Annotated in this window: 17 protein-coding genes; 2 read left to right on the top strand and 15 right to left on the bottom strand. The window is 69.1% G+C overall.

What is annotated here, in order from left to right; translation table 11 throughout:
* Nucleotides 1-17: 17 nt before the first annotated feature.
* The 14 genes from yjfF to QEZ54_RS08310 form a co-directional block, all read right to left on the bottom strand.
* Nucleotides 18-1,013 (bottom strand): galactofuranose ABC transporter, permease protein YjfF, encoded by a 996-nt coding sequence (gene yjfF / locus QEZ54_RS08375; RefSeq protein ID WP_281303912.1) that lies wholly within the window; start codon nt 1,011-1,013, stop codon nt 18-20.
* A complete protein-coding gene (locus tag QEZ54_RS08370; RefSeq protein ID WP_281303911.1) occupies nt 1,010-2,080 on the bottom strand; it encodes an ABC transporter permease in 1,071 nt (356 codons plus the stop codon). The genes yjfF and QEZ54_RS08370 overlap by 4 nt, the downstream gene beginning before the upstream one ends.
* Nucleotides 2,077-3,618 (bottom strand): sugar ABC transporter ATP-binding protein, encoded by a 1,542-nt coding sequence (locus tag QEZ54_RS08365; RefSeq protein ID WP_281303910.1) that lies wholly within the window; start codon nt 3,616-3,618, stop codon nt 2,077-2,079. Before QEZ54_RS08365 ends, QEZ54_RS08370 begins: the two co-directional genes overlap by 4 nt.
* A gap of 114 nt (nt 3,619-3,732) precedes the next feature.
* Nucleotides 3,733-4,734, bottom strand: coding sequence for an ABC transporter substrate-binding protein (locus tag QEZ54_RS08360; protein WP_281303909.1), 1,002 nt, complete (start codon nt 4,732-4,734; stop codon nt 3,733-3,735).
* Nucleotides 4,735-4,872: 138 nt separating this feature from the next.
* Complete coding sequence (locus QEZ54_RS08355) at nt 4,873-5,550, bottom strand: L-ribulose-5-phosphate 4-epimerase (RefSeq protein WP_281303908.1); 678 nt, start codon at nt 5,548-5,550, stop codon at nt 4,873-4,875.
* The gene (araB, locus tag QEZ54_RS08350; RefSeq protein ID WP_281303907.1) at nt 5,547-7,199 is read right to left on the bottom strand and encodes a ribulokinase; all 1,653 of its coding nucleotides are present in this window, start codon (nt 7,197-7,199) and stop codon (nt 5,547-5,549) included. The genes QEZ54_RS08355 and araB overlap by 4 nt, the downstream gene beginning before the upstream one ends.
* 403 nt (nt 7,200-7,602) lie before the next feature.
* Nucleotides 7,603-8,091, bottom strand: coding sequence for a substrate-binding domain-containing protein (locus tag QEZ54_RS08345; RefSeq protein WP_348650523.1), 489 nt, complete (start codon nt 8,089-8,091; stop codon nt 7,603-7,605).
* A 69-nt stretch (nt 8,092-8,160) separates the two neighbouring features.
* Nucleotides 8,161-9,426, bottom strand: coding sequence for a multiple monosaccharide ABC transporter permease (gene mmsB, locus QEZ54_RS08340; protein ID WP_281303906.1), 1,266 nt, complete (start codon nt 9,424-9,426; stop codon nt 8,161-8,163).
* 4 nt (nt 9,427-9,430) lie between these two features.
* Nucleotides 9,431-10,963 (bottom strand): multiple monosaccharide ABC transporter ATP-binding protein, encoded by a 1,533-nt coding sequence (gene mmsA, locus QEZ54_RS08335; protein WP_281303905.1) that lies wholly within the window; start codon nt 10,961-10,963, stop codon nt 9,431-9,433.
* Between the two features lie 56 nt (nt 10,964-11,019).
* Nucleotides 11,020-12,141, bottom strand: coding sequence for a multiple monosaccharide ABC transporter substrate-binding protein (chvE, locus tag QEZ54_RS08330; RefSeq protein ID WP_281303904.1), 1,122 nt, complete (start codon nt 12,139-12,141; stop codon nt 11,020-11,022).
* A gap of 500 nt (nt 12,142-12,641) precedes the next feature.
* The gene (locus QEZ54_RS08325; RefSeq protein WP_281303903.1) at nt 12,642-13,070 is read right to left on the bottom strand and encodes an RbsD/FucU family protein; all 429 of its coding nucleotides are present in this window, start codon (nt 13,068-13,070) and stop codon (nt 12,642-12,644) included.
* Between the two features lie 460 nt (nt 13,071-13,530).
* Nucleotides 13,531-15,522 carry an alpha-L-fucosidase gene (locus QEZ54_RS08320; protein ID WP_281303902.1) on the bottom strand — a complete coding sequence of 664 codons (1,992 nt, stop codon included), beginning with the start codon at nt 15,520-15,522 and terminating at the stop codon, nt 13,531-13,533.
* Between the two features lie 234 nt (nt 15,523-15,756).
* A complete protein-coding gene (locus QEZ54_RS08315; RefSeq protein WP_281303901.1) occupies nt 15,757-16,689 on the bottom strand; it encodes a substrate-binding domain-containing protein in 933 nt (310 codons plus the stop codon).
* 235 nt (nt 16,690-16,924) lie between these two features.
* Nucleotides 16,925-18,508, bottom strand: a complete 1,584-nt coding sequence (locus QEZ54_RS08310) for a sigma-70 family RNA polymerase sigma factor (RefSeq protein WP_281303900.1) — start codon at nt 18,506-18,508, stop codon at nt 16,925-16,927.
* Between the two features lie 401 nt (nt 18,509-18,909).
* Between QEZ54_RS08310 and QEZ54_RS08305 the strand changes: the two genes are divergently transcribed.
* Complete coding sequence (locus QEZ54_RS08305) at nt 18,910-20,610, top strand: ricin-type beta-trefoil lectin domain protein (RefSeq protein WP_281303899.1); 1,701 nt, start codon at nt 18,910-18,912, stop codon at nt 20,608-20,610.
* A 56-nt stretch (nt 20,611-20,666) separates the two neighbouring features.
* A complete protein-coding gene (locus QEZ54_RS08300; protein WP_281303898.1) occupies nt 20,667-21,767 on the top strand; it encodes an RICIN domain-containing protein in 1,101 nt (366 codons plus the stop codon).
* Nucleotides 21,768-21,849: 82 nt separating this feature from the next.
* Here QEZ54_RS08300 and QEZ54_RS08295 read toward each other — a convergent pair whose 3' ends face one another.
* Nucleotides 21,850-22,932 (bottom strand): glycoside hydrolase family 11 protein, encoded by a 1,083-nt coding sequence (locus tag QEZ54_RS08295; protein WP_281303897.1) that lies wholly within the window; start codon nt 22,930-22,932, stop codon nt 21,850-21,852.
* Nucleotides 22,933-23,213 lie beyond the last annotated feature (281 nt).

The following is a 23,213-nucleotide window of genomic DNA, read 5'->3' as shown; positions in this document are numbered from 1 at the left end:
GCGTTACGGGTCGGGGGTTACTTCTTGCGGATGCCGATGAGGCGCTGGAGGAGGATGAACGCGAACAGCAGGCCACCGATCACGATCTTGGTCCACCAGGAGTTGAGACTTCCGTCGAAGGTGATCAGCGTCTGGATGACGCCGAGCACCAGGACGCCCAGCACGGTGCCGAAGACGTACCCGGATCCGCCGGTCAGCACGGTGCCGCCGATGACGACCGCCGCGATGACGTCGAGCTCCATCCCGACGGCGATCAGCGGGGCGCCCGACAGCGTGTAGAACGACAGCAGGATGCCGCCGATCGCCGCGCACAGCCCGCTGATGGTGTAGACCGCGATCCTGGTCTTCGCCACGGGCAGGCCCATGAGCAGCGCCGACTGCGGGTTGCCGCCGATGGCGTAGGTGTTGCGGCCCAGGCGGGTGTACGCCAGTACGTAGGCGGCCACCACGACCACGGCGAACGCGATCAGCACGCTGATGGAGACGAAGTTGCCCTTGGGGTCGCCGATGCGCTGCTGCGCGGCGTCGGTCCAGAACGGGTCGGTGATCGGGATGGAGGACTTGCTGATCAGGGTGCACATGCCGCGGGCGAAGAACATCCCGGCCAGCGTCACGATGAACGGCTGGATCTCGAAGAAGTGGATCACCGCGCCCATCAGGAACCCGAGCGTCGGGCCGATGAGCAGCGCGATCACCAGCACCAGCGGGGCGGGCACCCCGGCCTGCAGCAGCGACGCGCAGACCATCGCGGTCATCGCCACCACCGAGCCGACCGACAGGTCGATGCCGCCGGTGAGGATCACGAAGGTCATACCGACCGCGACGACCAGCATGAAGCCGTTGTCGATGAAGACGTTGAAGATGACCTGGACGTTGGAGAACGCGCGGTACTGCGAGACGCCGACGGCGTACATGACCAGCAGCAGGGCGCCGGTGGCCAGCACCGGCACGTGCCGCTGCGGGATCCGCCACCAGGGGCGGCCGGAGATCTGCGACGGGGTGGTGGTCGTCATGCCGGCACCTGCTCCTTCGGCTGGTCGGCGACGGCCGGCGCGGCGGGTCCGGCTGGTCGGCGGGGGGCGATCCGGGCCCGGAACGCGGGGGCCTGGATCAGGCATACGATGATCACGACGATGGCCTTGAAGAGCAGCGACGTCTGCGGCGAGATGTTCATCGCGTACACGGTCGTGGTCAGGGTCTGGATCAGCAGCGCGCCCAGGATCGTGCCGCCGAGGGAGAACCGGCCGCCCGCCAGCGACGTGCCGCCGATGACGACCGCGAGGATGGCGTCCAGCTCGATCCACTGGCCGGCGGCGTTGCCGTCGGCGCTGGACACGTTCGCCGTGATCATGAACCCGGCGATGGCGGCGCACCCCGCGCTGATGACGTAGATCAGGAACATGATCCGGCCGGACCGGATGCCGGCCAGCCGGCTGGCTTCGGCGTTGCCGCCGACCGATTCGATGATCAGACCGAGGGCGGTGCGCCTGGTCACCAGCATGATCAGCAGCGTCACCGCGGCCGCGATGAAGATCGACAGCGGCAGCGTGAGCAGGTGCCCGACGCCGATCGCCTTGTACGGGTCGGAGTTGATGGTGATGATCTGGCCCTCGGTGATCAGCTGCGCCAGCCCGCGCCCCGCCACCATCAGGATCAGCGTCGCGATGATCGGCTGGATGCCGATCACCGCCACCAGCGCCCCGTTCCAGGCGCCGAGGACGAGCGCGAGCCCGACCCCCAGCACCAGCGAGACCAGCACTCCGCCGACGGCGTTCTGGTCCGGCTGCTTGCTGATGTAGAGGCAGGCCACCGCGCCGCTGATCGCGCACATCGAGCCGACCGACAGGTCGATGCCGCCGGTGGCGATCACCAGGGTCATCCCGAGCGCGACCAGGATCAGCGGTGCCGACAGCCGGAGGATGTCGACCAGGCTGCCGTAAAGGTGGCCGTCCTTCATCTCCACGGCCAGGAACCCGGGCCGGTAGATCGTGTTCGCGACGACCAGCGCGACGAGTGCCACGATGGGCCAGAACAGGGCGTGGCCGGTGAGCGCAGCGCGGCGTACGGTCCAGGTGCTCATGCGTTCGGCCCTTCGTGGTGCGTGCCGCTGGCGATGGTCTGCATGACGCGGACGGCGTCCACGGTGTCGTCGTTGGCCAGCTCGGTGACCAGCTGCCGGTCGCGCATGACGGCGATCTTGTGGCTGAGCCGCAGCACCTCCTCCAGCTCGGCGGAGATGAACAGCACCGCCATGCCGCCGTCGGACAGCTGCACGACCAGCTTCTGGATCTCGGCCTTGGCGCCGACGTCGATGCCCCGGGTCGGCTCGTCGAGGATGAGCAGCCGCGGCTCGGTGATCAGCCACCGGGCCAGCAGCACCTTCTGCTGGTTGCCGCCGGACAGGTTGCGCACCGGCATCTCCGGGTTGGCCGGGCGGATGCTCAGCGCGCTGATGTACTTCTCGACCAGCTCGTCCTGGCGCCGGCGCGGGATCGGCCGCAGCCAGCCCCGGGCCGCCTGCATGGCCAGGATGATGTTCTCGCGCACGGTCAGCTCGCCGACCAGGCCTTCGGTGCGGCGGTTCTCCGAGCAGAAGGCGATGTCGTGGCCGATGGCCGTGACCGGGTTGCGCAGCGGCGACGGCTTGCCGTTGATGAGCACCCCGCCGTGGTCGGCGCGGTCGGCGCCGAACAGCAGCCGCGCGACCTCGGTACGCCCGGAGCCGAGCAGGCCGGCCAGGCCGACCACCTCGCCGGCGTGGATCGTCATGGTGAACGGAGCGACCGAGCCCTTGCGCCCCAGCTGCTCGGCGCGCAGGAACGGGGTGCTCGCCTCGATCGCGGCCAGTTCCCGCTTGGGCTGCTCGTCCAGGCCCTCCAGCACGTCGAGGTCCTTGCCGATCATCTTCTCCACCAGCGCCAACTGCGGCAGCTCCGCGGTCGGGTACTCCCCGACCAGGCGGCCGTTGCGCAGCACCGTGATCCGGTCGGCCATGCCGTAGACCTGGTCGAGGAAGTGGGTGACGAAAAGGATCGCGATGCCCTCGTCGCGCAGCTGGCGCATGATGCGGAACAGCTGCTCCACCTCGCCCGCGTCGAGGCTGGAGGTGGGCTCGTCGAGGATGAGCACCCGCGCCCGGATGTCGATGGCGCGGGCGATGGCGACCATCTGCTGCACCGCCAGGGAGTACGTGCCCAGCAGCTGCGTGACGTCGATGTGGATGTCGAGCCGGGCCAGCAGGTCGCGGGCGCGGCGGCGCATCTCGCCCCAGCGGATGGCGCCGAACGTGCGCGGCTCGCGGCCGATGAAGATGTTCTCGGCCACCGACAGGTTGGCGCAGAGGTTGACCTCCTGGTACACGGTGCTGACACCGTGCGTGGCGGCCTGCATGGGGCCGCTGAAGGAGACCTCGGCGCCGGCCAGCTCGATCGTGCCGGAGTCGTTGCTGTACACCCCGGTCAGGACCTTGATCAGGGTGGATTTGCCGGCGCCGTTCTCGCCCATGAGCGCGTGGACCTCGCCGGGGAACATCCGGAAGTCGACACCGTCCAGGGCCCGGACGCCGGGGAACGATTTGCTTATCGCGGTCATCGTCAGGACCGGTTGCCTACCCGACATCCCATCAGACCTTTCACTGAGTTCATAGGAGAGGGGCCGCCGCGACCGTCCGCGGCGGCCCCGGTCATTGGGGTGGGTCGCCGCACAGTGCCGTGCGGCGACCCCGAGGGTGGATCAGTACTTGCGGTTCGGCAGGGCGGCCTTGGCCTGCTCCTGCGTGAAGGTGCCTTCCTGGGTCTCGATGCGGGTCGGGATGGTCTCGCCCGCCTTGACCTTCTTCACCAGGTCCATCAGCTGGGGCCCGAGCAGCGGGGAGCACTCGGCGATGAAGTTGAACTTCCCGTCCGCCAGCGCCTGCATGCCGTCGTGCACCGCGTCGATGGTGATGATGGTGATGTCCTTGCCGGGCACCTTGCCCGCCGCGGTGATCGCCTCGAGCGCGCCCAGGCCCATGTCGTCGTTGTGCGCGAACAGCACGTCGATCTTCGGGTTGGCCTTGAGGAACTGCTCCATGACGGCCTTGCCGCCGGCGCGGGTGAAGTCACCGGTCTGCGACGCGATGACCTTCAGGTTCGGGTTGGCGGCGATGGCCTCGCCGAAGCCCTTCTTCCGGTCGTTGGCCGGGGCCGAACCGGTGGTGCCCTGCAGCTCGACGATGTTGACCGGGCCGGTCGCGCTCTTGGTCTGCTCCACCAGCCACTCGCCGGCGAGCTTGCCCTCCTTCACGAAGTCCGAGCCGATGAACGTCTTGTACAGCGACTTGTCGGCCGAGTCGACGGAGCGGTCGGTCAGGATGACCGGGATGCCGGCGTCCTTGGCCTCCTTGAGCACGGTGTCCCAGCCCGACTCCACCACCGGCGAGAAGGCGATGACGTCGACCTTCTGCTGGATGAAGTTGCGGATGGCCGTGATCTGCTTCTCCTGCTTGCCCTGCGCGTCGTCGAACTTGAGCTCGATCCCGGCGGCCGTGGCCGACTCCTTGATCGAGTTCGTGTTCGCGGTACGCCAGCCGCTCTCGGCGCCGACCTGCGAGAAGCCCAGGGTCAGCTTGCCGTCGTCGGCCGGCGTGTCGCCGGTGTCGCTGTTGCCGCACGCGGCCATGCCGGTCGCCAGCAGCGCGGCCGTGAGGACCGCGACAGCCCGGCGCCGCGTGATGGCCTTGCCCATGGTGGACATGCAATCTCCTTGGATGATGTGGGCCTACCCCCGCGCACCGAAGGGACGACGGTGCGCGGCCTTTCCTGTGGAGCAGTTGTGCTGCGGTGAGAGGTGCGGGAGACGGTCCACCCCCGGGGGCGGGCCGTCAATGGCGGATCAGCTACCGGCAGGCTTGCCCGACTGCCCGTAGACGTTCTGGTAGCGGTCGTAGAGGGCGTCCACGTCCGCGGCCGCCATCGGCAGCGGCTGGCCGAGCGCGCGGGCCAGGTGCGCGGTGCGCGCGACGTCCTCGCACATCACCGCCGCCTTGACCGCGGCCTTGGCGTCCTTGCCGATGGTGAAGACACCGTGATTTCGCATCAGTACGGCCGGCGACCGGTGCCCCGACAGCGTGGCCACGATCCCCTTGCCGATGTCGTCGCCGCCGATCAGCGCGAACGGCCCCACCGGGATCTCCCCGCCGAACTCGTCGGCCTGCGCCGTCAGGTGGCACGGGATCGACTCGCCGCGCGCCGCCCACGCCGTGGCGTAGGTGCTGTGCGTGTGCACCACCCCGCCGACCTCGGGCATGGCCCGGTAGACGTAGGCGTGCGCGGCGGTGTCGCTGGACGGCGACAGGTCGCCCTCGACGACGGTGCCGTTCAGGTCGCAGACGATCATGTTGGCCGGGCTGAGGTCGTCGTAGGACACCCCGCTCGGCTTGATCACCATCAGGTTCTCCCCCGGCACCCGCGCCGACACGTTCCCGGCCGTCCAGGCGACCAGCCCGTACCGGGTCAGCTCCGAGTGCAGCGTCGCGACCTGCTCGCGCAGTCTGAGGACCGTCTCGCTCATGCCTGCTCCCCCCGGGCCGCGTTGCGGATGGCGCGCAGGCGCAGCATCATGTCGTCGCCGCCCCGGCCGAAGTGGTCGTGCAGCGCGCGGTACTCGGCGTACAGCGCGTCGTAGGCGCGGGCGCGCTCGGGGTCGGGCAGGAAGACCGCGCGCTCGACCCGGCCCATCGCCGCCGAGGCGGTCGCCACGTCCGGGTAGTCGCCCGCGGCGACCGCAGCGTGGATCGCCGAGCCCAGCGCCGGGCCCTGCGCCGAGCCGATCAGGCTCAGCGGCCGGTCGGTCACGTCGGCGTAGATCTGCATCAGCAGCGTGTTGGCGGCCAGGCCGCCCGCGATCACCAACTCGGTCACGGGCACGCCCGCCTCCGCGAACGCCTCCATGATCATGCGGGTGCCGTACGCGGTCGACTCCAGCAGCGCGCGGTAGATCTCGTGCGGGCGGGTGGCCAGGGTCAGGCCGACGATCAGGCCGGACAGCTCGTGGTTGACCAGCAGCGAGCGGTTGCCGTTCAGCCAGTCCAGGGCCACCAGGCCGTGGGCCCCGACGGGCTGCGCGGCGGCCAGCTCGGACAGCACCTCGTGCGAGTCGTACCCGGCCGGGGCGGCGTGGTCGACGAACCAGCCGAAGATGTCGCCGACACCGGACTGGCCCGCCTCGTACCCCCACGCGCCGGCGCTGATGCCGCCCTCGACGACGCCGCACATGCCCGGCACCTCGGCCAGCTTCTCGCCGTTGACGACGTGGCAGGTGGAGGTGCCCATGATGGCGACCAGGCGGCCCGGCTCGATGGCCTGCGCGGCGGCCGCGGTGACGTGCGCGTCGACGTTGCCGACCGCGACCGCGATGCCCTCGGGCAGCCCGGTCCAGGCGGCGGCCTGCGCGGTCAGCGACCCGGCCCGCGCGCCGAGTTCCCGCAGCGGCCCGTCGATCTTCTCGGTGAAGCCCGTGAAGTCGGGGTTGAGCGCGGCCAGGTAGTCGGCCGACGGGTACTGCCCGTCCTGGCGGATGCCCTTGTAGCCGGCGGTGCAGACGTTGCGGGTCTCGGCGCCGCACAGCTGCCAGACGATCCAGTCGGCCGCCTCGATCCAGCGGTCGGCCCGGTGGTAGACCTCCGGGTCCTCCTCCAGCAGCTGCAGGCCCTTGGCGAACTGCCACTCCGAGGAGATCTTCCCGCCGTAGCGGGCCAGCCAGGGCTCGCCGCGCTGCGCGGCGGTGGCGTTGATCCGGTCGGCGTGCGACTGGGCGGCGTGGTGCTTCCACAGCTTGACGTACGCGTGCGGGCGGGTGCGCAGCTCGTCCAGCTCGCACAGCGGCGTGCCGTCGGCCAGCGTCGGCAGCACCGTGCACGCCGTGAAGTCGGTCGCGATGCCGACGACCTGCGCCGGGTCGATCCCGGCGGCGGCGACCGCGGCCGGCACCGCGTGGCGCAGGACGTCGCGGTAGTCGTCGGGGTCCTGCAGCGCCCAGTCGGGCGGCAGCGCCTTGCCGTCAGCGGCCAGCACCGTGTCCATCACGGCGTGGCGGTACGGGTGCACCGCCGTGCCGACCTCGGCGCCGTCGGACACGCGCACCACCAGTGCCCGGCCCGACAGGGTGCCGTAGTCGACGCCCACGACGTACCGGGCGTGCGAATCTGCGGCAACGCTCATCTCATCCTCCAGCTCTTGTGCTGCCCAACAGTGTTAGCGCTCACACGACTACTCGTCAAGATATGGGTTGGCAACGTCTGTGTAACGGTCAGCAATGGGATTCGGTCCGAAAACGTGCGAAAGCTTTCGTCCGTGCGTCCTATGTGCAACGCCTGTAACGCAATGCCTTGACGGCACACCATGTGTGCGTTAACACTAAGTCGCCCGACGCACTCGGCTCCCACCGGATGGCGCCAGACCGTCGCCGTGGGCCCGATCGGCGAGGGCACTCGACGGCGGGCGGGGGTGCACCTTCATGCGGTGAGAGCGGCACCCCCGCCCGCTCCAACGGACGTCCGGCCTGGCACCGGCCGTGGACTCGCGCGAACGCCACGGTCGGCCCAGCCGGAAGCCGAACTTCGGCTCAGTACTCCCGCTGCGGCAGAACCGCCTCGGCCTGGTCCCGGGTGAACGTGGTCTCCTCGGTCACCACCCGCTGCGGAACGCTCCTGCCGGCGAAGACCCGCTCGACGATGTCGACGAGTTGCGGACCGAGCAGCGGGCTGCACTCCACGATGAAGTTGATCTTCCCGGCCGCCAGCGCCCGCATGCCGTCCCGGATGGCGTCGACCGTGACGACCTTGACGTCCTTGCCCGGGACGAGGCCGACTTCCTCGATCGCCTGGATGGCGCCCAGGCCCATGTCGTCGTTGTGCGCGTATACCACGTCGATGTCGTCGTGGGCCTTGAGCAGCGCCTCCATGACCTGCTTGCCACCGGAGCGCGTGAAGTTGCCCGACTGCGACGCGATGACGGTGAACGCGGGTCGGGCGGCGATGACCTCCGCGAATCCGCTGCGCCGATCGTTAGCCGGTGCCGAGCCCACCGAACCCTGCAGCTCGACGATGCGCACCGGACCGTTGTGGTCGGCGTACTCGCCCAGCAGCCCACGCTCGCCGGTGCCGCCTGCCGCCCTGCCAGGTCAGCCGGCGGCGGCTCCGGCACGACGCTTGGTGTAGACGTCGAACGCGACGGCGGCCAGCAGGACGAGGCCCTTGAACAGCATCACCTGCTCGGTGGGCGCGCCGATGAGCGACATGCCGTTGTTGATGACGCCCATGAGCAGGCCGCCGGTGATCGCGCCGGTCACCCGGCCGACGCCGCCCTGCACCGCGGCACCGCCGATGAACGCGGCGGCGATGGCGTCGAGTTCGAACCCCGTGCCGGCGGTCGGTCCGGCCTGGTTGAGCCGCCCGGCGAACACCATGCCGGCGATCGCGGCGAGCACCCCCATGTTCACGAACAGCCAGAACGTGACAGATTTGACCTTGATGCCGGACAGGTTCGCGGCGTTGAGGTTGCCGCCGATGGCGTAGATGTGGCGGCCGAACACGACGCGGTCGGTCAGCAGCGAGTACGCCAGCACCAGCGCGGCCAGCAGGACCAGCACCCACGGCAGGTTCTTGAACCGGGCCAGCTGCACGATCACCGTCATGACGACGACCCCGGCCACGATGAGCTTGGCGGCGAACAGCCCGACCGGTTCGACGACCTGGCCGTAGCGCGCCCGGCCGGCCCGGGTGCGCCACTGCGTGACCACGATCCCGGCCACGAACAGCAGCCCGATCAGCAGGGTGAACAGGTCGGCCCCGTCCAGCGGCCCGAGGCCGATGTTGCCCAGGTACGTGGGCATGAAGCCGTTGGCGATCCGGCTCACCTCGACCGGGAACGGCCCGATGCCCTGGTTGCCCAGCACGGCCAGCGTCAGCGCCCGGAAGATCAGCATGCCCGCGAGGGTGACGATGAACGCGGGGATGCCGAAGTAGGCGATCCAGTAGCCCTGCCACGCTCCGATGAGCCCGCCGCAGACCAGTGTGATGAGGATGGCCAGCGGCCACGGCACGTCGTTGTTCACCATGAGGACGGCGGAGACGGCGCCGGTGACGGCGACGACCGAGCCGGCGGACAGGTCGATGTGCCCGGCGATGATGATCAGGATCATGCCGATGGCGAGGATCAGGATGTAGGAGTTCTGCACCACCAGGTTGGAGACGTTCTGCGGTGCGAGCAGGTCTCCGCCGGTGAGGATGGAGAACAGCACGATGATCAGCGCGAACGCGATGTAGATGCCGTTCTGGCGCAGGTTGGCGGAGAACAGGCGGCCGCCTTGGCGTGTGGCCGCCGCGGGCTCGGCGCTCCGATCGGCGGCCGCGGTCGCCGCGGCGGCGTAGGGTCCGACACCGGTCATCGCTCTACTGCTCCTTCACCTTGGTCATGTACTGCATGAGGCGCTCGGGGGTCGCCTCGGCGCGGGTGAGCTGCCCCGTGATGCGGCCCGCCGACATCGCGTACACGCGGTCGCAGATTCCCAGCAGCTCGGGCAGCTCGGAGGAGATGACCAGGACGGCCTTGCCCTGGTCGGCCATCTGGTTGATGATCGAATAGATCTCGTACTTGGCGCCCACGTCGATGCCGCGGGTCGGTTCGTCCAGGATGAGCACGTCGGCGTCGGTGAACAGCCACTTCGACAGCACGACCTTCTGCTGGTTGCCGCCGCTCAGCTTGCCCGTGACCGCCGAGACGCTGGGCGCCTTGATGTTCATGCTCGCCCGGTAACCGTCGGCGACCCGGTACTCCTCGTTGTCGTGCACCCAGCCGCCGCTGGCCAGCTTGCCGAGGGCGGCCGCCGACACGTTGCGCTTGATGTCCTCGATCAGGTTCAGGCCGTAGCGCTTGCGGTCCTCGGTGGCGTACGCGATGCCGTGGCGGATGGCGTCACGGACCGTCTTGAGATGCACCTCGCGGCCGTCCTTGTAGACCCGGCCGGAGATGCCGATGCCGTAGCTGCGACCGAACACGCTCATCGCCAGTTCCGTGCGCCCCGCGCCCATCAGGCCGGCCAGCCCCACGATCTCGCCCCGGCGCAGGCTGAGGTTGGCACCGCTGACCACGATGCGGCCGTGCTGGGTCGGGCTGTGCACGGTCCAGTCCTCGATCCGCAGCACCTCCTCGCCGATGTGCGGCTCGTGGTCGGGGAAGCGGTGCTCCAGGTCGCGGCCGACCATGCCGGAGATGATGCGGTCCTCGGTGACGTGGTCGTTCTTCATGTCGAGGGTCTCGATGGTGCGGCCGTCGCGCAGGATCGTGGTGGCGTCGGCGATCGCTTCGATCTCGTTCAGCTTGTGCGAGATGATGACGCAGGTGATGCCCTGCTCGCGCAGCCCGCGAAGCAGGTCGAGCAGGTGAGCGGAGTCCTCGTCGTTGAGCGCGGCGGTCGGCTCGTCGAGGATGAGCAGCCGCACCCGCTTGGACAGCGCCTTGGCGATCTCGACCAGTTGCTGCTTGCCCACGCCCAGGTCCATCGCGAGGGTGGCCGGGTTCTCCCGCAGCCCCACCCGCTCCAGCAGCCGGGCCGCCTCGGCGTGGGTGCGGTTCCAGTCGACGACGCCCGCCGAGGCGCGTTCGTTGCCCAGGAAGATGTTCTCGGCGATCGACAGGTTCGGGCACAGCGCGAGTTCCTGGTGGATGATCACGATGCCGAGGTGCTCGCTGTCGCGGATGCCGGAGAACCGGCACGGCTGCCCGTCGAAGCTGATCTCCCCGGTGTAGGAGCCGTGCGGGTAGACCCCGGACAGCACCTTCATCAGAGTCGACTTGCCGGCGCCGTTCTCGCCGCAGATCGCGTGGATCTCGCCCCGGCGTACCGTGAGGTTGACATCCTTGAGGGCGGTGACGCCCGGGAACGTCTTGGTGATCTCGCGCATCTGCAGGACCACGTCGGTCAAGGCAGTTCTCCTCGGTACGGGCGCCCGGCCGGTCGGGACCGGCCGGGCGCGGGCGGCTACTTCAGCTTGTCCTCGGTGTAGTAGCCCGTGTCGATCAGAGCCGCCTTGTAGTTGTCCTTGTAGACGATCACCGGCTCGAGCAGGTACGACGGAACGACCTTGACGCCGTTGTCGTAGTCCTTGGTGTTGTTGACCTCGGGCTTGCCGCCCTTGAGCACCGCGTCGGCCATCTTCACGGTGACCTTGGCCAGCTCGCGCGTGTCCTTGTAGATCGTCGCGTACTGCTCACCGGCGATGATCGACTTCACCGAGGCGACCTCGGCGTCCTGGCCGGTGACGACCGGGTACGGCTGGCCGGCGGTGCCGTAGCCACTGCTCTTCAGCGCCGACAGGATGCCGATGGACAGGCCGTCGTAGGGCGACAGCACACCCTGGACCTTGGCTCCCTTGGCGTACGTCTTGGTGAGCAGGTCCTCCATCCGCTTCTGCGCGGTCTCGGGGTTCCAGCGCAGGATCGCCACGGTGTTGAAGGCCGTCTCGCCGCTCTTGACCACCAGGGTGCCCTTGTCGATGAACGGCTTGAGGGTGTCCATGGCGCCGTTGAAGAAGAACGTCGCGTTGTTGTCGTCCGGCGAGCCGGCGAACAGCTCGATGTTGAACGGCCCCTTGGCGGTCCCGTCCGAGCCGTCCTGCTTCTTCAGGCCCAGTCCGACCAGCAGCGAGGTGGCCTGCTGCACGCCGACCTTGTAGTTGTCGAAGGTGGCGTAGTAGTCGACGTTGGGCGACTTGCGGATGAGGCGGTCGTAGGCGATGACCGGGATGTGCTTGTCGGCCGCCTCCTGCAGCTGGTTGGTGATGGCCGTGCCGTCGATCGACGCGATGATCAGCAGCTTGGCGCCCTTGGTGATCTGGTTCTCGATCTGGTTGACCTGGGTCGGGATGTCGTTCTCCGCGTACTGCAGGTCGACCTTGTAACCGAGCGCTTCGAGCTGGCTCTTGAGGTTGTCGCCGTCGTGGATCCACCGCTCGGACGACCTCGTCGGCATCGTCACACCCACGAGCGCGGCGCCGGTGCCGCCTGGCTCCTGGTCGACGGTCTTGGTGCTCGAGCCACAGGCGGCCAGGCCGGTGACGACGATCAGGCCGACCGTGGCGGCAGCCAACTTCACGATCTTCATCTCACTCCCTACGACGTGGACGGCCCGCGGGCCGGAAGATCACTTCGTTGCCGGCCGGACGACTCCGAGCGGCAGACACCGCCCCACCCGATCCGCCGACTGTTAACGCTCACATACTGTCGATCGAGTGCTTGGCACGGTCAATGGCACAGCCGTAACGGTTGGGTTACAACAGTGGTCCCACCGAGCGTCGACGGGCGACTCCACGCCGGACGCACGGCGACATCTCGCGGCGCACCCATCTCACCCGAGCCACCAGGAGAAGACGAGGGCCGCCCGCCGATTGCACGGCGAGCGGCCCATGGTTCCCATCCCGGCTCACATTCATGAGCGGAGATGTATTCAGTTATGCTTGTCCATGCCCCCTCGGGTGCCGACTCGGGCGAGCCTCGAAAAGGTCGGCGGGGCGGCAACTTAATGTTACCGATAACAGCTTCCGGTGCTGCCGAGAAACATCTTTTACCTTCTATGCGTACACCCCTACGGCGACCGCGTTTGCGTCAGTTCGCGCGCGGCGGGATGTAGCCGACGGTCAGCAGCAGGTTGGCGTAGAGGCGCTCATCGCCGGTGGCCACGGCGACGGACAGGTCGGGCGACCTGGCCGCAGCGTAGAAGTCGTGCCGACCGACGGGATTCAGGGCGAGATCCGGTCCCAGCAGTTCCGCGTAGCGACTCCACACCTGCGGAGTCGAGCCGTCGTCGGGCCGCATTGTGGACACCGATTCCAGGGGCACGAATTCGATGATGAGCGACAGTATCTCGTCGACGGTGACCATGCCGGGGCGGATATTGAGATGAATGACTGTCGCCCCCGGCCTGACGTTGACGTCATGGGCGTAGTTGGAGTCGGCAAGAAGGATCCGCGACCCGTGCCCCGCCCCGGCGAGTGCGGCCAGCAGCGGTGGATGGATGAGGCGTGTGCGCAGCATTACGGATCCCTCTCATGGGTTCTCGGGAGGTCGGTGGTCATGGGACACGGGGCCGAGTCGCCTTCCCCGCGTCGGACTGCCAGGGCGGCCGCCGAGGGCTCGCCCCCATAGGATGGCGACCGTGGGTGCCCGCCCCGCGCCGGCGTCCCAGCTCGGGCACGACGACATGCCGATCAACCTCCTCGGGCGGCCTTCGACGCCCGCCTACCGCGAGCAGGGCACGCGTGGCAGCTTCATCCCACGGACAATGTGATCGTTAACATACGCTCCGTGGTTTCGAGGTGCAAGGCGCGACGTCACGCGGCGGCGCCCCTGCGGCGCCGACCAGGTCCGGACCGAGGCCACCAGCAGCGCGAGAGCGAGGCGCCGCAGTCCGGCGCCTCGCTCCGAATCATGGATCAGACCGGGTCGGGTATCGATTGTTATCGTTAACATCCGTGGTGGTCCGCCGCGGCAGAGGTCAGATCGCGGTGATGGTCCATTGCAGGTTCGTGCTGGAGTCGGGCGTCCAGAGGCCGACCGTGGTGCCGGAGGGCATGCTGCCCCGCCCGTCTAGGGCCGTTCCGGTGCCGCGGTTGATGAGCTGGTACCGCCCGCCGCCCATGCTGTTGAGCCGCCACTGCTGGTTCACGCCGCCGTTCCAGGGCGCCTGCAGCGCGTTGGCGCCGTTGCCGGTGCTGCCCCAGCTGTCCACGACCATGCCGTTGGTGCGGTTGAGGATGCGGTAGTACCCACCGCCGGCATCGACCAGCTGCCACTGGAGGTTGGTGCTGCCGTCCCAGGTCCACTCCTTGACGACCGAGCCGGAGGGCACGCTGCCGCCGCCGTCGAGGACGAGGCCGTTGGTGACGTTCGTCAGCCTGACCCACCCGGTCGGGATGGTGGCGCCGCCCAGGATCGGGATCTGGCCGGAGAAGGTCAGCTTCACGACGTACGCGGGCGCGCTGAACGGCGCGGTGGACGACGGCATCGAGACGTGCAGGCCGGAGCCGTCCTGGGTGCGGGTCGGCAGGTTGAGGTACGAACCTGCGGTCGAGCCGAGCAGCTGCGCCGAGGTCAGGGTGCCGAGGTTGATGCGCCCCGCGGCCAGGGTGGTGATGTTGAGGGCGGCGCCGGGCCAGCCCAGGACGGTCGCATAGAGGACGGTGTTGGCCTTGTTGCGGGTGAACCGGATGTCGGTGCTGGTGCCGGGGCGCGGGGTGACGAACGAGCCGCCGCCCATCTGCGTCGGGCCTTCCCCGTACGCGCCCCAGGCCCGGGTCGAGTAGATCGACTCGCCGAATCGCTTCAGGTAGTCGCCGATGCCGAGCAGCACGGTGCGCTGCCCTGAGGGAATCGTCCCGTCCGCCATCGGCGCGATGTTGAGCAGCATGCTGCCGCCCTTGCTCACCCGGTCGATCAGCGAGTGCAGCATCGCGTTGAGCGAGTAGTAGCCGATGCCGACCGTGTAGCACCAGCTCGAGCTGGAGATGCTGTCGTCGGTGAGCCAGTACGGCGTCTGGATGCCCGCCGGACCGCCGCGCTCGTAGTCGAAGACCTCGCCGCTGGTGTTGAACCCGTCCTTGTAGGTGGCCACGACCTCCTTGTCCCAGGCGACAGCGCGGTTGTAGTAGTACGACAGGAACTTGAGCCGCTGCGCCTCACTGATGCGCGACAGGTTGAAGTCCTGCCACAGGATGTCGGGCTGGTAGCCGTCGACGACCTCGCGCAGCTTGTCGTACCACAGCTGCTCCTGGGTGGCGGTGTCGAGCTGGCCGTAGAGCTTGCGCAAGCTCGTGGTCGACTGCTGCGGGACACGGTCGTAGAACCCCGTGAAGTTGTACGCGTGGTGCATCGCGACCAGCAGCTTCAGGCCCTTGCCGCGGATCGCGTCGGCGTGCAGGCGCAGCAGGTCGAGGCGGGGGCCCTTGGCCACCGAGTTCCATTCGTTGACGGTGCTGTTCCACATGGAGAAGCCGTCATGGTGCTCGGCGACGGGTCCGGCGAACCTGGCCCCGGCGTCGGCGAACAGCTGCGCCCACTCGCCGGGGTCGAAGTTCCCGCCCGCCGACTTGAGCTTCGGGGCGAACTGGACGAAGTTGCCGGCCCGGTCGCTGGCACCGTTGATGAAGTTGTGGTACGGCCATGCGGCCGGGTCGCCGTAGACGCTGCGGTGGTGGTTGCTCTCGTTCGAGCCGTCGTAGTACATGTTGCGCGGGTACCACTCGTTGGCGTAGGCGGGGACGCTGAAGACGCCCCAGTGGTAGTAGATGCCGAACTTGGCGTCCTGGAACCACTCGGCCGCGGCCGGGTGCTGGTTCACCGATGACCAGGTAGCGGTGTAGGAGGCCGGTCCGGGGATCGCGGCTTGCGCGGCGTCGGCGAGCAGGACCGCCGGCAGTCCGGCCGCGGCCGCGCCGCCGACGCCCATCGCGGCGAGAAACGCCCTACGGCTGTACGGGGACGAGTACATGCAGTTCCTCCAGGTCGGGGATGAAAGCCGACACATCTGGCATTCGATGCCCGGGGCAGCCAGGATCTCGGGCCACCTTCGACACGCATCGGTCGTGACCGCTAACACGACCCGCATGAGCGTCGAAGGACTTGGATGTCGAGCCAAGGGGGGCAGTGAAATGTTAACGGTCACATCAACATCGGTCAACGCCTGTCCGTATCGGCCCGGTCTGCGGTGTCAGCGCCGACCCGGTCACCTCGTCCGCGGTGGTCCGCTGCTGGCACGGACGACCAGTGTCGGCGTCGCCCACTGCTGTCCCGCCGTCGCGAGCGGGTCCCGCTGCTCGATCGTCGCCAGCAGCGTCGTGAGGCAGGAGCGACCGAGCCCGTCGAAGTCCTGCCGTACGGTGGTCAGTGACGGGGTCAGGTACTCGGCCTCGGGTATGTCGTCGTACCCGACGATGCTGATGTCGTCCGGCACCCGGACACCTCGCTCGCACAGCGCCCGCAGCATGCCCATGGCCTGCTGGTCGCTGGCGCAGAACACGGCGGTCACGTCGGCTCGGTCGACCAGGCGGTGGCCGGCCTCGTATCCGGACTGCGCGCCCCAGTTGCCGACCATGACCTGCGGTACGCTGCGGCCGGCCCGTTCGAGGGCGGAGCGCCAGCCGTCGGTACGGTGCTGTGCCTGTCGCCAGTCCTGGGGTCCGGACAGGTGCCACACCGTGTCGTGCCCGAGGTTCAGCAGGTGCTCGACCGCCAGCCGCGCCCCGAGCTCATGGTCCACCGTGGGGGCTTGGACCGGACCGGCCGTCTCCGCGCCGACGACCACGGTCGGCACGGCAGAGCGCAGGCTGCCGGTGGTCACGGCCGGAGTCAGCGGCGCGATTATCACGGTGCCGACGACGGGCTGTCGGGAGAGCCGACGTATCGCCTCCGCCATGCCGGTGTCGTCGGGCCGTTCCAGTTCGACGATGCAGGTGCCGTAGCCGGCTCGCCGGGCAGCCTGCTCGACCCCGCGCATCGTCACGGCCGTGCCGTACCGGATGGCGTCGAACGCCACGACGCCGATGAGGTCCGGTCGGCGGGGGCTGCCGTCGAGCGCGAGGAGTGGTCGGCTGACCGGCGCCGCGCCGGTCATCGTCGCGCTGCGGCCGTCCGCCGTTCTGACATCGCGTCCGTTCATCGTGCCTCCTTCGCATCCACGACCCGGGCGGCCGCGGGTGTTCGGGCACGTTCGTGTTCTCCAGCGGTCCGACTGTCAGGACGCGGAAGTCCACGGTGCCTCTATGAGCAGGAGGCTCCGGGCCGCCGAGGCCATAACAGAAACTTTTCGGCCATGTCCACGACACACTTCTCCGCCGTGGTCATAGGGCGCGGGGCGGGTTCCGGCGCGGCGCGTCTCCGGCGGGCGGAGCCTCTCATGCCGCCCAGGCGGGATGCCGGATGAAGGAGCTCTGGCCGTCGAACTCGGCGCTGCCGTCGGGTACGTCGATGTAGAAGGCGCCGTCGCGGAAGCGGATGACCAGGTCGGGGTAGTTGTGCGACTGAAGCTCCACCGAGCCGGCGACGGGCCCGGGCCGTGGGCAGAACGTGGCGTCCTCCCGGAACAGCGGGGTGGCGTCCTCAGGACTGAGCCGCAGCCTCAGCTCGTAATGACGCAGGTAGCGGCCGTCTGCGGCGCGGAAGGTGACACAGTTCGCGTCCGCGAGCCCGCTGACGACGGTGAACGTCGCCTGCCTACGGGCCTGGGCGGTGCTCGAGCCGTCCACGGCACCGAGGGTGGCGAAGTTCCCGGCGTAGGTCAGGTAGGTGCCGCGTGCACCCGCGGACTCCAGGGACCACGTTCCCGGCGGCAGGGTGGGCGCTGCCGCCGGGCTGGGAGATGGGGTGGGTCGCTGCGGAGACGGGCTGGCCGGACCGGGCGTCGCCGAGTGCTGCGGCGACGGCGACGCCGGCGTGCGTGTCGGCAGCACCGGGCTCGGCCCGGCCACGACGCCGGGTGCCTCGGGCGACGATGGCCAGTTCGCGTAGACGGCAGCGGTGCCTACGGCGAGTGCCACACCTGCCGCGAGGCTCGGCAGCGGGTGAGCCGCGACTCCGGCGGCGAGTTTGCCGAGCACCGAGGTGCGGGCCCCCTCGGCCGAGGCCGCAGCCGCGGAGCCGACGATCGCTTGTCCTGCGGACCCGGCTGTGCCTGCCAGCAGGCCCTTGGCGGTGAGCGCGGCACCCAGCGCGACCGGGACGGTCAGCGGCGCCACGTTCAGCAGCAGGCGTTCGAGCGGCACGCGGTCGGTGGCGCCGGCGGCGCACACCGCGCAGCCGCGTACGTGGCGGCCGAGCCGTTTGCGCCATACCGAGGTGTGGCTGCCGTCCCAGCCGACGGCGGCGGCGTCCAACTGCGGGCAGCGGGGGCGATCGGTCAGCGCCACCTCGATCGCCCACGCCGTGTCGAGCTGTTCGCGCATGCGCTGCAGCCGGACGCCGGCGTGGGCGATGGTCAGCCCCATCGCGTCGGCCACCTCGCCGCGGGTGAGCAAGCCGGCCAGCTCCTGCCACCACAGCGACAGGGCCAGTCGGTAGTCGGGGTCGAGCCACGTGCCGGCGCGGGCGACGTGGCGCCGCTGATCGGCCAGGTGCAGGCGGAGGACGGCGGTGTCCTCGAAACTGGCGTCGGCATCGGAGAACTGGTCCATCCCGGCGACGGTGGTGTCGAGAGCCGACCTGCGGCGCCACCGGTGCCGGTGAGAGCTGATCTGGTGAACGGTTATCGCGACCAGCCAGGAGCGGAAGCTGTCGGGATCGCGGAGCTTCGGAAGGTCTCGCGCAGCGCGCAGCATGGTCTCCTGGACGACGTCGTCGACGTCGGCGTGGCCGCCGAGCGCGCGGCCGACGATGTTGTAGATCAGCGGAAGGTAGGCCGAGAGCAGCTCGCCCCGGGCCCGTCGGTCGCCGCGCTGCGCCGCGATGACCAGTTCCGAGTGGCCCAGATCCCTTGTCGTCAACCGCCCCACCTTTGCCCGTGCCCCCTGTGGTGCGGCGTCGCGAGCCGCCTGCGGCATGGCGGCATTCGACTGCCGCGGGCCGGGGTCGGCTGATGCCGGCTCCGGCCTTCGGGAGGTGGCAGCCAAGTTACTGCCAGTGGCAGCCGAGGGTCAACAGCGGCGAGGTGGTGGGCGGTCGGCCCGGCACGTGCCGCGCCGACGGCTGTCGCACTCTTGACGCTTGCAATGTTATCGGTCACATTTGAGCAGGCATGCATAACGACATGTCAATACCTAAACACCACCTAGGCGTAGCTCCGCCGTTTCCATGTGACACAGTCGGGCGATTGTTAGCGATAACTGTCCAGGGACGACGTGTACATGGCGGCGCCGCCGCCGAACCGGCCTCCGAGGAGAGTTGGATGCATCGAACGCAGAGGCGGCAGCGGGCGGCCATGTCGCCGCCACCCGCCGCCCACGTGCACAGGTACCGCGTCTCCGGCGCGCTCGCCCAGATCGTCGTGCTACTGGCCGCGATGATCGGCGCCCCGGTCCTGCTCGGCGCCGCCCCCGCCTCGGCGGCCGTCGCCCAGATCGCGGCGCCGCCGATGGGCTGGGCGTCGTGGAACAGCTTCGCCGCGCAGATCAACTACAACGTGATCAAGACGCAGGTGGACGCGCTGGTCGCGTCCGGCATGAAGGACGCCGGCTACCAGTACGTGAACATCGACGAGGGCTGGTGGCAGGGCACCCGGGACTCGGCCGGCAACATCACCGTCGACACCGCCGAGTGGCCGGGCGGCATGAAGGCGATCGCCGACTACATCCACGGAAAGGGCCTGAAGGCAGGCATCTACACCGACGCCGGACGCGACGGGTGCGGTTACTACTACCCCACCGGACGCCCCGCCGCCCCCGGCAGTGGCAGCGAGGGCCACTACGACCAGGACTTCCTGCAGTTCTCCCGGTGGGGATTCGACTACGTCAAGGTCGACTGGTGCGGGGGCTCGGCCGAGGGACTCGACTCCCGCTCCACCTACCAGGCGATCAGCGACGCGATCAGCCGGGCGACGGCCCAGACCGGCCGCCCGATGGTCCTGTCCGTCTGCAACTGGGGCGTCGACAGCCCCTGGAACTGGGCACCGGGGATGTCCAACCTCTGGCGCACCAGTGGCGACATCATCTTCTTCGGGCAGGCGCCGTCGATGAGCCGGGTCCTGGCGAACTTCGACTCGGCACTGCACCCGAGCGCGCAGTCCCCCGGCCATTACAACGACCCCGACATGCTCATCGCCGGCATGCCGGGCTTCACCGCCGCACAGAACCGCACCCATCTGGGGCTGTGGGCGATCTCCGGCGCACCGCTGCTCGCCGGGAACAAGCTCGACCAGATGAGCGCCGAGACACGTGCCATCCTCACCAACAGCGAGGTGATCGCCGTCGACCAGGACGCCCTCGGCCGGCAGGGCGTGAAGGTCGCCGAGGACCGAACCGGGCTGCAGGTGTACGGCAAGACGCTGTCCGGCAGCGGCCGTCGGGCGGTGCTGCTGCTCAACCGGACGTCGGCTGCCGCCGACATCACCGCCCGGTGGTCGGACCTCGGCCTGACCGGCTCGGCCGCCGTCCGCAACCTGTGGTCGGCCACCAACCTGGGCTCCTTCACCACCGGCTACACGGCGCGGGTCCCGGCCGGGGAGGCGGTCCTGCTCGTCGTCTCCGGCACCGACGGCCAGTCGCAGGGCCGCCAGCTCGTCGGCACCGCGTCGAACCGCTGCGTCGAGGTCCCCAGCAGCAGCACCGCCAACGGCGTACAGGTCCAGTTGTGGGACTGCGCCGGCCAGCCCAACCAGGCCTGGACCTACACCGCCGCCAAGGAGCTGCGGGTGTACGGCGGCAAGTGCCTGGACGCGTACAACCGCGGCACCACCAACGGCACCGCGGTCGTGATCTGGGACTGCAACGGGCAGACCAACCAGCAGTGGAACGTCAACGCCAACGGCACCATCACCGGCGCGCAGTCGTCGCTGTGCCTGGACGCCAACGGCGCCGGGACCGCCAACGGCACCAAGATCATCCTATGGTCCTGCAACAACCAGGCCAACCAGCAGTGGCGCCTGCGCTGACCACCGAACGCACCTTCCCGAACTTTACTCACTCGGCTCGATCGAGAGGATCGACCATGTCCAAACACGTAAGCCGGCTCGTCGCGGTGGCGGCCGCGCTGGCGTTGACCGCCACCGTGCTCGCGACGCAGAGCGGCGTGGCCGCCGCCGAGTCCAACGGCGGGGTACGGGTCATGCCGCTGGGCGACTCGATAACCGAAGGCACCCAGGTGCCGGGCGGCTACCGGATCGGCCTGTGGCAGCGGATGGCCGCGGGCGGCTACCGGGTCGACCTCGTCGGCTCGCAGTTCAACGGCCCCTCCAGCCTCGGCGACCACGACCACGAGGGCCACCCCGGTTGGCGTATCGACCAGATCGACGCCAACATCACCGGCTGGCTCCAGGCGACGAACCCGCGCACGGTGCTGCTGCACATCGGCACCAACGACGTGCTGCAGAACTACAACGTGTCCGGTGCGCCGGGCAGGCTGTCCACCCTGCTCGACCGGATCACCAACGTCGCTCCCAGCGCGGAGGTCTTCGTCGCGACCATCATCCCGCTGAGCAACAGCGGCCAGGAGTCCGCCGCGCGGACGTTCAACGCCGCCCTGCCCGGCATCGTGCAGAGCAAGGTCAACGCGGGCAGGCACGTGCACCTCGTCGACATGCACAGCGCACTCACCACCGCCGACCTCATCGACGGCATCCACCCGACCGCGACCGGCTACGACAAGATGGCCGCCACCTGGTACACCGCGCTGCGCTCGGTGCCCGGCAGCATCGGCACGGGCACCGGACCGACGGCGTCCGCACTCGTCAGCGCGGCCTCCGGACGCTGCCTCGACGTGCCCAACAGCAGCACGACGAACGGCGTCCAACCCATCATCTGGGACTGCAGCGGCCGCCCGAACCAGCAGTGGACGTTCAGCGGCCAGAGCATCCAGTCGCTGGGCAAGTGCCTGGACGCGCCCACCGGCGCGACGGCAGGGTCCAAGGTGCAGATGTGGACGTGCAGCGGAGCGGCCAACCAGCAATGGAGCCTCAACGCCAGCGGCACCATAAGCAACGCCGCATCAGGGCTTTGCCTGGACGTCTCCGGCAACGCCACCGCGAACGGCACCCCCGTGATCCTGTGGACCTGCACCACCGCGGCGAACCAGCGGTGGACGCGAGCATAGGGATTGAGCTGTGGCGCGGTCTGGTGACCGCGCCACAGCGTGTGCCTCATGAACATCTGGCGGCGCCTACGCCGCCGCGCCCTCAGCCGCAGGTCGTGCCGTTGAGCGAGAACCCGGTCGGTGCTGAGCTGTTGCCGGTGTGGGTCGCCTGGAAGCCGATGGTGGTGGATCCACCCGGTGGAATGGCGGCGTTGTAGCCGACGTTGGTCGCGGTCACCTGCCCGCTGCCGGGCGAGAAGGTGGCGCTCCACCCGGAGGTGATGACCTGTCCGGAGGCCAGGGTGAACCGCAGCGACCAGCCGTTGACGGTCGACGAACCGGTGTTGGTGATGGTGATGTTGTCGGTCAGCCCGTTGTTCCACGGGTTGAGCGCATTGGACACGCGGCAGCCGGCGCCGCCGCCGGGCGAGGTGGACGGCCGCGGGCTCGCGCTGGGTTGCGGGCTCGGACTGGTCGGCGGGTTGCCGCCCTCGCTGACGGTGATGTTGGAGCTGCCGCTGCTCTGGTAGCCCTCGGTCGCGATGATCTGGTAGTTGTGGGTGCCCAGGTTCAGGCCGAGGCCCGACCACGCGTTGAAGTGGTTCGCGGTGGTGATGGTGCCGCTGGTGCGGTGCTGCTGGCGCACGCTCCAGTACTGGTAGAACGTCGCGTTGCCGATGATCGAGGGCTGGTTGACGCGCAGGGTGCGGTAGATGTCGTAGGTGCTGCCGTCGGTGGTGACCGAACCCAGCCGGGTCGCGCCCGAACTCGGGTTGTAGCTGCCGAAGTCCTCGACGACGTAGTACTCGATGAGCGGGTTGGTGGTCCAGCCGTACAGCGCCAGGTAGCCGTTGCCGTTGGGGCTGAAGCTGCCCGAGTACTTCACGGTGTGGCTGGAGCCGGGGTTCCAGCCCTTGCCGACGACGGTGTTGTTGATGCCGCTCCACTGCACGCTGTACTGGCCGGCCGCGCCCAGGGTCATGGTGACGTTGCCGCTGTCCTTCCAGTACGAGTAGAAGAAGCCGTTGTGGAAGCCGGTGGAGTTGCCGGTGATGGTCCGGTCGGCCTCGGCGTGGGCCGTGCCGGCCAGCACGAAGGAGGCGGCGGCCAGCGCGATGGCGGCGAGGCCGCCGATGATCGGTCTGACCCGACTGCGCCTGCGCGGGTGGGTGGGGTGCTCGTTCACGCGAGTGCGTCCTTTGCGGGAGGGGCAGCCTGCGGGCCAGGCTGCGGGAATGGCCGCGGCCGCGGAGAGAGGCCGTCGACACCCATGGATGCAGGCAGTATTGGACCGTCCCGTTGGGACTGTCAACAATTACCGGAAGTCCTGCGGAAGCCTCTACACGCCTTCCCTCTCGCGCAAAACCTCCAAAATAACCGTGAACGCACTGCCCGAAGGCTTCCGACGTCGTGGAATGTCGGGACCGTCTGGGACGTCCGGACGGGTCTGTGATCGACAAGGGGCCG

This window comes from Catellatospora sp. KI3 (assembly GCF_029948125.1).
Taxonomy (GTDB): domain Bacteria; phylum Actinomycetota; class Actinomycetes; order Mycobacteriales; family Micromonosporaceae; genus Catellatospora.
This window is presented reverse-complemented; position numbering and strand designations above follow the sequence as displayed.